The 11,770-nt window shown below is 44.1% G+C and carries 14 protein-coding genes and 1 pseudogene; 3 read left to right on the forward strand and 12 right to left on the reverse strand.

Translation table 11 applies throughout. The features are described from left to right. Positions 1-2 precede the first annotated feature (2 nt). Positions 3-1,348: pseudogene (locus RBH91_RS12395) on the reverse strand (MATE family efflux transporter). Between the two features lie 100 nt (positions 1,349-1,448). On the opposite strand from RBH91_RS12395, the gene RBH91_RS12400 reads away from it, so the two are divergent. Continuing rightward, positions 1,449-2,129: a DUF4397 domain-containing protein gene (locus RBH91_RS12400; RefSeq protein ID WP_307891793.1), complete on the forward strand. Its 681-nt coding sequence runs from the start codon at positions 1,449-1,451 to the stop codon at positions 2,127-2,129. Positions 2,130-2,167: 38 nt separating this feature from the next. Here the strand turns inward: RBH91_RS12400 and ypmT are convergent, their stop codons facing one another. The 7 genes from ypmT to ilvA form a co-directional block, all read right to left on the reverse strand. Next, positions 2,168-2,368 (reverse strand): protein YpmT, encoded by a 201-nt coding sequence (gene ypmT, locus RBH91_RS12405; RefSeq protein WP_076762883.1) that lies wholly within the window; start codon positions 2,366-2,368, stop codon positions 2,168-2,170. Between the two features lie 74 nt (positions 2,369-2,442). Beyond that, entirely contained in the window at positions 2,443-3,018 is a 576-nt protein-coding gene (locus tag RBH91_RS12410) for a YpmS family protein (RefSeq protein WP_307891794.1), read from the reverse strand. 9 nt (positions 3,019-3,027) lie between these two features. Next, positions 3,028-3,780 carry an SGNH/GDSL hydrolase family protein gene (locus tag RBH91_RS12415; RefSeq protein WP_307891795.1) on the reverse strand — a complete coding sequence of 251 codons (753 nt, stop codon included), beginning with the start codon at positions 3,778-3,780 and terminating at the stop codon, positions 3,028-3,030. Between the two features lie 141 nt (positions 3,781-3,921). Then, entirely contained in the window at positions 3,922-4,503 is a 582-nt protein-coding gene (locus tag RBH91_RS12420) for an SCO family protein (protein WP_076762890.1), read from the reverse strand. 18 nt (positions 4,504-4,521) lie between these two features. Then, entirely contained in the window at positions 4,522-5,364 is an 843-nt protein-coding gene (locus RBH91_RS12425; RefSeq protein WP_307891796.1) for a DegV family protein, read from the reverse strand. 144 nt (positions 5,365-5,508) lie between these two features. Next, positions 5,509-5,760: a YpmP family protein gene (locus tag RBH91_RS12430; protein ID WP_307891797.1), complete on the reverse strand. Its 252-nt coding sequence runs from the start codon at positions 5,758-5,760 to the stop codon at positions 5,509-5,511. Positions 5,761-5,850: 90 nt separating this feature from the next. Continuing rightward, positions 5,851-7,119 carry a threonine ammonia-lyase IlvA gene (gene ilvA, locus RBH91_RS12435; protein WP_148957610.1) on the reverse strand — a complete coding sequence of 423 codons (1,269 nt, stop codon included), beginning with the start codon at positions 7,117-7,119 and terminating at the stop codon, positions 5,851-5,853. A gap of 235 nt (positions 7,120-7,354) precedes the next feature. Here ilvA and RBH91_RS12440 point away from each other — a divergent pair, with 235 nt between their 5' ends. Both RBH91_RS12440 and trhA read left to right on the forward strand, forming a co-directional pair. Next, positions 7,355-8,356 carry a sigma 54-interacting transcriptional regulator gene (locus RBH91_RS12440; RefSeq protein WP_307891798.1) on the forward strand — a complete coding sequence of 334 codons (1,002 nt, stop codon included), beginning with the start codon at positions 7,355-7,357 and terminating at the stop codon, positions 8,354-8,356. A gap of 15 nt (positions 8,357-8,371) precedes the next feature. Then, positions 8,372-8,995, forward strand: a complete 624-nt coding sequence (trhA, locus tag RBH91_RS12445; RefSeq protein WP_076762902.1) for a PAQR family membrane homeostasis protein TrhA — start codon at positions 8,372-8,374, stop codon at positions 8,993-8,995. A 61-nt stretch (positions 8,996-9,056) separates the two neighbouring features. On the opposite strand, the gene RBH91_RS12450 is transcribed toward trhA, so the two are convergent. From RBH91_RS12450 to RBH91_RS12465, 4 genes are all read right to left on the reverse strand, one after another. After that, the gene (locus RBH91_RS12450) at positions 9,057-9,680 is read right to left on the reverse strand and encodes a 1-acyl-sn-glycerol-3-phosphate acyltransferase (RefSeq protein WP_307891799.1); all 624 of its coding nucleotides are present in this window, start codon (positions 9,678-9,680) and stop codon (positions 9,057-9,059) included. Positions 9,681-9,695: 15 nt separating this feature from the next. After that, on the reverse strand, positions 9,696-10,184 hold the full coding sequence (locus RBH91_RS12455) for a dihydrofolate reductase (protein WP_307891800.1): 489 nt from the start codon (positions 10,182-10,184) through the stop codon (positions 9,696-9,698). 367 nt (positions 10,185-10,551) lie between these two features. Further along, entirely contained in the window at positions 10,552-11,094 is a 543-nt protein-coding gene (locus RBH91_RS12460) for a phosphatidylglycerophosphatase A family protein (RefSeq protein ID WP_307891801.1), read from the reverse strand. A 16-nt stretch (positions 11,095-11,110) separates the two neighbouring features. After that, positions 11,111-11,713 carry a YpjP family protein gene (locus RBH91_RS12465; protein ID WP_307891802.1) on the reverse strand — a complete coding sequence of 201 codons (603 nt, stop codon included), beginning with the start codon at positions 11,711-11,713 and terminating at the stop codon, positions 11,111-11,113. Positions 11,714-11,770: the final 57 nt, after the last annotated feature.

Raw genomic sequence — 11,770 nt, forward strand, 5'->3', positions numbered from 1 at the left:
ACCTAAGCAGATGTGCTTTTTTGTTTTTCAAAAAGAACTAGCTGCTTCCATTTTCCGTAGCGGTAATACAAAAACGCTGTCAGGCTGCTTAACAGAAAGCTCATTCCGATTCCAAGCGCAATGCCGTTTTCTCCGATCCATTGCGAAAACATGTATGTAAACGGATAGCGTAAAACCCAGAAAGATATCACATTCAGAACTAAAATTTGGAACATCGCACCTGATGCCCTCACCACCCCGTTCAACACAAAATTAATACCGATAAATGGATAGAAAAAAGCGATTGTTTTTAAATACTGTTCCCCAAACGCCGCCGATTCCGCTTCAGAAATAAACAGCCTTACCGCATGATACCCTGTCAAGAAAATGATGGCGCTGATCGCCAGCATGCATATCATGACATAAAGTACACCATCATTTGCAATTTTTTTCGTACGCCCTATATCACCGCTTCCGATTGTCTGACCCGCCATACTGTTGACAGCTGTACCGATCGCCATCGCCGGCAGAATGAGAAGACTGTCAATGCGCTGGATTGCTCCAAACCCGGAAACAACGCTTTCTCCGAATGAATTAACAACGCTCATAATCGCCATGGAACCTCCGGAAATCACCATCATTTGCAGTCCTGCCGGAACCCCGAGCCGCAAAATGACGGACGTCTCACTAAACGAAGGAAGCGCCGGCATTGTAAAAGGAACAAGTCTTTTTTTGACCGTATAGAAGATCCCGTATAAAAAAGCGATCCCTTGCGAAATGACGGTTGCATAAGCCGCACCGGAAATTCCCAGCTTAAACACGGAAATCAATAGCGGATCCATAAAAACGTTTAAGATGACAGCAAGCAGGATAAACCGCAGCGGTGTTTGACTGTCTCCGACAGCCCGTAACACGGTGCTGATAAAATTATAACCAAATAAAAAAATAATCCCGATAAAGTGAATTTTTAAATAGCCGGCAGCTAAGTCGATCATATTGTCGGGCGTCTGCAAGAGAGCAAGCAGCGGTTCTGTGAACACATAGCCGACTACGCCGAGCAGCAGACTCATCACCGTCATCAGAACGACGAACGCATTGACATATGAGGCAAGTTCTCCTTGATCGCCCTTCCCTTTCTGCTGCGCGAGAATCGTCAGAGCTGCATTATTGACCCCCAATACAAATGACAATACCGTAAAGAACACCGTCCCGGATACGGCTGTGGCTCCAAGCGCTTGGGCGCCGAGCAGGTTTCCGACCCACATGCTGTCGATAAATTGAAAAGAGATTTGCAATAGATTGGCTAAAATGGCGCTGAGAAAAATATCAGCTGTTTCAATACATTTCCATATGTAAAATCCATTTTCATTTGTTTCTCCTTTTTCTTCTCCCGGCTTTTTAAGCGAAGTGACAGATGACCTGCAGGCTTCATATGATGACAGAAAGAATGTAAAGGGGCGTTTTAGAAGATGATCTGTACAATACAAGATGCCCGGCTGGCAGAAGACTTCGAAGACAGGCATCATCATCGGCATGTCGAAAACTTAATGGCGTCCCCCGTTTTTGCAAGCGGCAGAGGAGCCGTCATGCTCAGACTGCTCCATGCCGCTCCCCACACGGAAAATATTGATGTGGCCGTCAACGGGATGATGATTTTTCGAAATGTATCGTACAGAGAGTTGTCTTCTTATGTTCGGCTCCCCGGCGGCTCTCTTCAAATCGCCATTTTTAAAACAGGCAGTTTCCGCCGTCCCCTCTTCACAGCTTATGTTCATGTGATGCCTGGCGAATATTATACGATCGCCGCCGCAGGCACAGCGAGACAGCTGTTTCCGGTCAGCGTATCTGACCATAAAGCGGCCGATCCGGACATTCGCAGCATGAGATTCGTCCACCTCTCCCCGGACGCTCCGGCTCTCGATCTTGCAGTCAGAAACGGACCTGTTCTTTTCGCAGACATCCCCTTTGCAAAGGCCAGCCGGCACGTTGCGCTTGCATCGCAAAAAATCGACCTGGACATAAGGGCAGCCGGCACAAACACCGTCTTGCTGAACGTGCCGAAACTCCAGCTCGAGGCCGGCCGGCACGTCACTTTGTTTTGCCTCGGCTTTGCCAACGGTGCTCCTTCACTTAAAGTGAAGGAAGCTTAAATACAAGCGAAAAAAAAGAGACTCTCATGTCTCTTTTTTTATTGATTGGTCCGGTCTGTTTTTTTGTGTTTTTTCACATCAAGTGTAAAGATCATAATGCTTAAAAATAAAGCGCAGTAGCCGATATTTAAATACAACTTATCCATGTTTTCATCGAAAAAACTGAAAGCGGCAAGGCTGCCGAAGTACAGTGAAAATAACAGCGACAGCAAGCTGAAATATCCGTAGATGCGTTCCATATGTTCACCCCTGTATTTAAAAAGAACAGATCAATTGTTTATTATTTTCGTTCATTTTACAGCTTTCGTCAACCTTATGAATCTGACGATACAGCCGGCTGATAATAGATAAATTCGATTTGATCTTTTTCTAAATCAATGTTTTTTGCTTTAATATACATCCCGTTTTTAAGCGGCATCTCTGACAGACGGACTTGAATTTCTTTAGCCCCTGACCGGACATGCACAAAATCCGGAAGATCATAAAACTGATCCATGTAATTTAATACAACGGAAATGGGAACATTTAATTTGCCTATCGAAAACCGCGTCACTTCAAGGACCACATCCCCGTTCTTTTCTACCGTCGGCCGGAAGGAAACCTTTGCATCGACCGTTGAGGAAAAGGCGCGGATCGCACCGACAATGTGGAACTCATCATCAATTTCTATCTTGTAGTCAAGATCTGGCGAAGATTCCTTTTCTAAATACGTATTAATGAATGCCGCCAAAGACTCTTTCGTGCTGGTCACATTTAATTCATACTCGCTTGGAGTCGGTTTGGCTTGTTCCTTTTGAGCGCCGGGAAGGAATATGAGAATCAAAACCCCGATGATTATGATCACGTTGACTACTGCTAAAATAAAAAATAAGCCTTTCCATTTCTTCATCTTATCACCTTATTCTGCTGGGAGGTCTTCTTTTTTAATCTGGTCGTACACCCGCTTTGCTATTAATGAATACCCATACTGATTGGGATGAAATTCATCATCTGCAATCTTTTTTTCATCGCTGTATTCTTCAAATATATCAGCGATATCCACCATCTTTGCATCCGGAACTTTTTTGAGTTTTTTTTCAGCCCCTTGATTCCATTCCTCTACGACTTGATCAACTTCCCTCAGTTCAGACAGTGTGAACTTAAACGGATTGTACATGCTGACATATATCAATTTGGCACTGCCGTTTTGTTTTCTGATATCTGCCAAAATATTCGCAAACCGCTTCTCAAAAACTTTCTGTTCGCTGCGAAAGGGTTTCAGCGTTAAATGTGCAAAGTTTTGCCGGACCACCTTCATCAGGTCATTGCCCCCGATTGTAAACAGGATATAGTCTGCATCCTTCAATCCCTGCTGAACCTCTTGATCTTGCAGTTTTTCAAGCAGCTGATCAGTCCGATAGCCTTTAACGGCATAGTTTTTAATCGTGACCGATTTTACATCGCTTCGGCTTTCCAGCTGTTCGGCAACCATGCCGATATAGCCTTTTTCTTCTTGATCGCCTACGCCCTCTGTCATCGAATCGCCCAATGCGGCAATGACAATATTGCGCTTAGGTGCTGCCGATGTTTTTTCGGCTCCAGTGCCGCCTTTTACACAGGCTGAGAGCAGACAGATAAGGGCCATCATGAGTGATATATACCGTATGTTCAATAACGATGCCCCTTCCTTCTTGATGACCTAAAAAAAAGTGTACCATGTTTTGATTCTTTTGAAAATCGTTTGCAAGGTGTAAAAAAAAGCCTGTTTTCCGTGTTTACGAAACAGGCTTAATTGCCGGTGCCCCCGCCCTCATCAACGGTTTTCCAGCGTCTTAATATCAGCGATAATATCGGTGTACGGCGTATCCTTCACACCATCATAATCTTTAACAACTTTCCCTTCCTGGTCGATTAAATAAAATGATGTTTGATGGATCACCTGATCATCATTTTCAGGCTTCTTTACGATTGCCTTAAAACTTTTCAGCGCAAATTTTTCGATCTCAGCCTGTGAATACCCGGTTAAAAAGTCCCAGTTTTCAAAGGTGAGCGGATAGTTAGCCGCAAATTTCTTTAATTTTTCAGGAGTGTCATTTTCGGGATCAACACTAAATGAGACAATCCTGGCTTGTACATTCTCTTGTTTCATTTGCTTTTGCAGTTCTGCCATATGCGAGGTCATCGGCGGGCAGACCGTTTCACAGTTTGTAAAAATAAAATCCGCCACCCAAACTTCCCCTTTTAAACTTTCTAGCGACACCGTTTTTTTCTCTTGATTTTGAAAAGAAAACGATTCAACATCATAATTCAAAGGGTCTTTTATTTTGCTGTTTCCGCAAGCGCATAAGATGACGATGAGCACGCCTGCAAAAAATATGGTGAAAACGTTTTTCAAATCCTCCCATCCCCTTTATCAATCGGTATAAAAGGTAAAGCCGATCGCTCCTTTGCCCGTATGAACCGAGATGATCGGCGTCGTATAGGAAACATCAATATCGATCCCGGGTATATGCTCAAGCAAAGAAGCTTTCAGTTTATTTGCCAGATCCAATGCATCGGCATGGGCGATTCCGATCGCCTGCACAGTTCTGCCTTTGACAGCTGAAAGAAATTGGCCTGTTAAATAACGGATAAGCTGGCTGGTGCTGCGGACATTTTTCTCAGGTGTATAGATGCCATCCTCAAGCCTTGCAATCGGCTTCACTTTGAGCAGTGAACCGAGCAGCGCTTTTCCCCTCCCGATGCGCCCGCCTTTTATTAAGTTTTCAAAATTGTCGATTGTCACATACAAGGAAATGCGGTCTCTTAAATCTTCAAGATCTTTTATAATCGCATCGGCCGTCCAGCCTTGCTGGGCAAGCGCGGCCGCCCTGACAACCTGAAAACCCAAACCTTTTGAGATGTACATGGAATCGATTACCGTAATGCTGGCGTCGACCATGTTCGAAGCGCTTACAGCCGTTTGGAACGTACCGCTCAATTCACTTGAAAGATGGATGCTGATCAGTTCGCTCCCGTCTGCCGCAAGCTTTTCATACAGCTCAATAAAAGCGCCCAAAGGAGGCTGCGAGCTTTTCGGAAGTTCTTTCGCGGACTCCATTTTTTCAATAAATTCGTCTGATTGAATATCCAGTTGATCTCTGTATACAATTCCGTCAATCGCGATGGAAAGCGGCAGTACGGAAATGTTGTATTTGCGCAGTGTTTCCTCGCCTAAATCAGCTGTGGAATCCGTTATAATTTTAATGCTTGTCAATTCCCTTCACATCCTGTCAGTCTCAAATGATGTCATACATGGTGCCGGCCAAAAACCGCATGAAAAATTCTTTGCCGGCCATAAGCCACCCGCCGCCTTTTCAAGCGGCTTTCCTTGTTAGCCGGCAAAGAATGCTTTTACATATTATGCATTATGTTTCAGTTCTTCGTGTTGATAAATGGCCAGATAATCCTGCCATTTCAACGCTCTTTTTAAGTATTCCCTGAAGGAGTAGACGCTCCTTTTCCGCTTCGAGCCATAAAGCTCTTTTAAATACGCTTCAAGCCTCAGATTCGCCATGAAAAAATGCGGGTCGTCCTCCTTTAACAAAGGTATTTCCGTCACCTTCACCTGCTGTCCATCCGATCGTTTGAACTCTAGGCTTTTAAGTAACAAGCTATCAATCCTCATTTTTGATATTTTCTTTATTATACATAATCTGAGGAGCCGTTGTCTTTGAATGATGCACGTTTTCAAAAAAAGTTCTTAAATCAGCAGATTGAACAGCCCTTCGTCTTTATTGACTTCAACATACCGGAATCCCTTTCTGTCCATTCTCTCAATCAGCGGATCGTAGTCTTCCCGCTGCTTCAGTTCGATGCCGACAAGGGCTGGCCCGCTGCTTTTATTGTTTTTCTTTGTATATTCAAACCTTGTAATATCATCATTAGGCCCGAGCACCTCATCCAAAAATTCACGCAGAGCTCCGGCCCTTTGCGGAAAATTCACAATGAAATAATGCTGAAGCCCTTCGTACATCATCGATCTGTCTTTGATTTCCTGCATTCTGCCGATATCATTATTTCCTCCGCTGATGACGCACACGACATTTTTCCCTTTAAGCTCATCCTTATACAGATCTAAAGCGGCAATCGGCAAGGCTCCGGCCGGTTCAGCGACAATCGCGCACTGGTTATACAATTCAAGAATGGCGGTGCATACCTTGCCTTCCGGAACAAGCAAAATATCATCCACGACGGTTTCAAGCGTTTTAAAGGTCTGCTCGCCGATTTTTTGCACGGCTGCTCCGTCAACGAACTTATCGATCTTTTCAAGCGTGACAACTTCGCCTTTTTTGTTGGATTCAAAAAGTGCAGGCGCTCCTTTAGGCTCAACCGCGATCAGCTTTGTCTCAGGAGAAACGTTTTTCATGTAGGTTCCTACCCCTGACAGAAGACCGCCTCCCCCCACACTTGCAAATAAATAATGGGGCTCTGTTTCGATATCGTTTAATATTTCAACAGCGACCGTTCCCTGGCCGGCCATGACCGCAGGATCATCAAACGGATGGATAAATGCGCGCTCTTCTTTCTCACAGCAGGCGACGGCGCTCTGGTATGCGTCATCAAATGTATCTCCGGTCAGAATGATCTCGACATATTCCTTCCCGAACAGTTCGACTTGGGAAATTTTTTGTCGCGGGGTTGTCGAAGGCATGAAAATCTTGCCGTGAATGCCGAGATGCTTGCACGAAAAAGCAACTCCCTGTGCATGATTTCCGGCACTCGCGCAGACAACGCCGTTTTTCGTCGTTTCTTTTGAAAGCTGCTTCATTTTATAGTAAGCGCCTCTCAGCTTGAATGAGCGGACAACCTGCAAATCTTCCCTTTTTAAGTAAACGTTGCAATCGTACCTCTCAGACAGCCTCTCATTTTTTTGAAGAGGGGTATGAATAACAACATCTTTTACATTTTGGTGGGCTTTTAAAATATCTTTGACTTGGATGAGAGAGTTTTCTTTAAGCAACGGTTTCATGTATAGGATCCTTTCTTTATAAAGCTTTATTTAATACGCCATTATATCATGAATATTCAAAATTTAAAGGGCGATTCTTTGTTATTTACTGAATATTATACACTTTTCTATATATACGATAACCACAAATGTTTCATGCACTATGACAGCGAGCCGAATCTTTTTTCAAAAAAGTCTTTATTTGTTCCAATTGGGTGTTATAATATAACCAATTGGAACCAAAAGGAGCATAGTTATGATACAAAGCAAACATCCTTCTTCTGCAGTCGCCGAGCTTATCGGGGAAAGCGATTCTTTTTTACTGGCGAAAAACCGAGCAAAAAAATTTGCACAGTCTGCTCACCCGGTTCTCATCCATGGAGAAACCGGAACGGGCAAAGGGCTGTTTGCGAAGGCCATTCATGATGAATCATCTTTCAGAGAGGGTCCTTTCGTGCAGGTCAGCTGCAGTACGCTGCATGAAGAAGATCCGGCAGAAGAGCTATTACGCAATCCCGAAAATGAGCCTGGCACCTTGTTTCTCGATGAGGTGTGGGGTCTTTCTCTACCCCTTCAGGGAAAGCTCTTGGCAGCAATTGAAAAAGGCGTGCACAAAAGAGTGATTTCATCTTCAAGTATCCCTCTTATTGAGCGGATTGAAACAAATCAGTTCCGCAAGGATCTGTATTACAGACTCAATGTGCTTGATCTGCGGCTGCCTTCTCTTGAAGAACGAAGAAGCGATATTCCTCTTCTCGTACATCATTTTCTTAAAAGCGGAGATCATGATATATATGTCGAACCTATCGTTTGGAAGGCGTTGGAGCAGTACGATTTCAAAGGCAATGTCAGAGAGCTGAAAAACATGACGGAATACATGAAAACCGTCTCAGACCAAAAAACCATTCAGCTTTATGACACACCCCCGGTTTTAAGAGAACAGGTTGAAAAGAACAAGACCAAAGATAAAAAAGCGGTTGCAAAATCGCTCACATTAATGGAAAAAGAGGAATTTGCCTACCTTCTGGAAACGATTAAGCAATTAAATGAAAAAGGGGAGCCGGCCAGCCGGAGGGTGCTGTCTGAACAAAGCAAAAGCGGAAAATCAGAGCTCACACCTCAGCAGGTGCGCAGCAGACTGGATTATTTGGAAAAAAGGGAGTATGTCACAAAAGGCCGCGGAAGAGCCGGAACAAAAATTACACTTGAAGGCCTGCGTTTTTTAAGCTCGTTAAAAAATCACATTATCCAAGAGTAGAAAGGGTGACTCGTTTTGTACACAATCAAAGAGGAAATCGCCAATGCCATTACACATGGAATCGGCGTCTTGCTGTCGATTCCCGCCATTGTATTTTTAGTGATATTTGCGGTGCGCTACGGAAATCCGCTGGACATTGTCAGCTTTTCGATTTTCGGAGCTTCAATGCTGTTTCTCTATTTAAGCTCTACACTTCTGCACAGCATTCAGCACAAAAAAACGAAAGATATCCTGGAGATCATTGACCATTCAGCCATTTATGTTTTGATTGCGGGTACCTATACACCGCTTCTTCTCAGCTCGCTTCAAGGCGCGCTAGGCTATACGATGCTTGCAATCGTCTGGGGGCTTGCCCTTTGCGGCATCGTTTTTAAAATCTTTTTTGTCAAACGTTTTATCGTCGTCAGTACATTGATGTATCTATTGATGGGCTGGATGGCGATCATCGCCATCAAACCGCTCTATACGGCTTTAACAGGAGAAGGCTTTGCCCTGCTTCTTTTAGGAGGCATTTTGTACTCTGTTGGAACGATCTTCTACCTATGGAGAAAGATCCCCTACCACCACGCGATTTGGCATACTTTCGTACTCGGAGGCAGCGCCTCAATGTTTTTCTGTGTGCTCTTTTACGTCGCATAATATAAAAAACCAGGCTCCTTTTTAAAGCCTGGTTTTTTGTTTGAATCTGACACCTTCTGCACTAAGCTTGAAGCTGCTCTTTTTCGGAAATGACATAGGCCGGATGGATCGTCAAATCGATATCAACAGGCTTGAGCCTTTTGAAAAACACACCTTTTTTCATATCAGCGATACCGGCTGTCTCGATCGGAACGATCGGAACGCCAAGCCGCTTTGACAAGGATTGGTAATCGACTCCATCATCTTCTGAAAGAATGAAGCTTTGGCCTTTACGCACGATTTCTTCCATTTCTTCAACTGCTGCTGTTTTGTCCGCGCCTTTTTTAACCACAGCCATTTTATTCAGCCACTGCCTGATCAGCGGATAACGAAATGCGCGCGGATCTGCAAAAAATGAGGCGGTTTTGTCGAGGTGGCCGAGCAGGAGAGCCAGCTCCGCCAGATTAAGCTTCGGATGGACATAAAGTACAGGACCCGCCGGCGTTTTTCCGAACTGATGAATGGATACGGTTGAACCGGTGAGGCCGATGCATCCTCTCATAAAGGCTTTCGGTTTATCATAAACCGCCTTCATCTGATTGGCGTAGGAAAGGCGCGGATCAAGCGTCTGAAGCTCATTTAACAGCCTGATATGCTTCATGAGCATATATGCCGCATAAATCAACAGAAAACCATAGCGAATCAAGAAAATCCCTCCTCTCTATCCTTTTCTTTGATAAACGAGGAATTCGTAGTCATAAGGGTTTTTGTCATCTTTTATACCTTTTTGCCTTGAGACGACGTCCCATTCATCTTCGCCGAATGCCGGAAAGTAGCGGTCTCCCTCAAAGGTTTCATCGATTCTTGTCACATACAGTTTATCCGCAAAAGGAAGGAGCTCTGTATATAGTTTTGAACCGCCGATGACAAAACATTCTTCATCTCTGTTTTTTGCATACTGTACCGCTTCCTCTGCCGAATGCAGCACTTCGCAGCCCGGTATATCCAACCCTTTATCAGTTGTGACGACAATGTTTTTCCGGTTCGGCAGCGGCCTTCCGATTGATTCAAATGTTTTTCTTCCCATGATGACGGCATGACCGTTTGTGACCTCTTTAAAGTATTTCAAATCTTGCGGCAGATGCCATGGTAAATCATTGTTTTTACCGATGAGACGGTTTCGGTCCATTGCAGTGATGAACGAGATCATGTGCTCACAGCTCCTTATCTATAATATGTAAATACTGGGCAATAACGGATCATGCAATTGTCTTCTTTTTATGATCATCAATGAACAGTAATGCAGAAGATGGAGTTGTGTTAATCAAGGCAAGCCTACAGGAGGCTGATCCGACCAGGCAGCCGAACGCACTGTTGAATTCCCCGTTCTTGTTGAATGCTTTTTTGTTCCCCGTGATCTAAACATATGACGGCATAAATCCCGATTTTGTTTCATTTTTTTTATCCTTTTGTAGTGTATCTCGATTAGCCTTTGGAAAACAAGACATTTTTCAGAAAACCATCATAAAATATGCCCACATAAAAAACCCGCCGAATGGCGGGTTTTGTTATTGTCATCAGCTTTTTATGGTGGGCTGCTCGTTTTTCTCTTCCTGCTCTTCATCTTCAAGATCCTGATGCGTGTGGGCGATGCGGCTTGCAGCAGCGGCGGCCAGCGCTGCCACGATATCGTCAAGGAACGTATGAACCTCGTCCTCAGGACAATCATCAAGCTCCTTAATGATTCCAAACTTCTCTTTATCTAAATAGCCAAAGTTTGTAAGACCGATCGAACCATATACGTTTACGATAGAAAGAGGAATGATTTCATCTATTCCATAAAGCGGTTCATCCGTTTCCACCAAATATTGAAGCGGTTCAGGCAGCAGCTTCTTCTCAGCGAGCTGGTCAAGCGCGATACCCGTTAAAACGGCATGAACGATTTCCCTTTTGTTCAACACTTTCTCGACATTTTCAATACATACACTGAGCGGCAGGTCGGGGTGATATTTTTCCTGAAGCTTTTGAACGATGAGCCCGATATCTTCAATCTTGACTCCACGCTCATTCAGCATGTTTTTTGTCAGATGGACCATTTCATTCATCGTGTATTTCTTCATCTGCAATCAATCTCCTTTAGTGACTCATCCAGTTAGGCGGTGTATTGCGATCCCAGTAAATGCTGCCAAGATCATGATGTTTTTGAAACCCGTCTTCTGCGGTGTGGTAATGAAAATTAAACCAGTAGCCTTTATGCGGGGGCTTGTCCCTGCGCACATGAAATCTCAAGACATCTTCACCGGTCTTCCGGTTATACACATGGAAGATTTTCTCTGATTTTCCCGCTGCCGGCCTTTTGGAAATCACCAGATCCTGGTAGTCATCATTGTCCTTTAGTGTCATGAGATGGCTGACGATGGTCTCTTCAATCTTTGGAAGGACTTCTTCCCTGTACTCCTCTTCGATTACAGGCGAAATCCGGTCTCCAAATTTGATAAATGATTGGTCTTCTGCATCATTCAGCAGTTCATTCTTGTAGAGGTTAAAAGAAGATTTAGACTCCTGTTCCCCGCTGGGCTGTGATTCTTCCTGCTTTTGATAGACAGCCGTATATCCGGTTTGTTTGATATTCTGATGTTCAGTCGGCTTGTCCGCCATTAAGGCGGCAGGAGGAGACACAAGACCGAACGTCGCAATTGTAAACAAGGCTACAAGAGATTTTCTCATCCACATCTTCATGACTGATTAATTCCCTTCTGATTACATTCATTTTCTCTTATTCTATCATATGTTGAA

Source organism: Bacillus swezeyi (assembly GCF_030908325.1).
Classification (GTDB): Bacteria; Bacillota; Bacilli; order Bacillales; family Bacillaceae; genus Bacillus; species Bacillus swezeyi.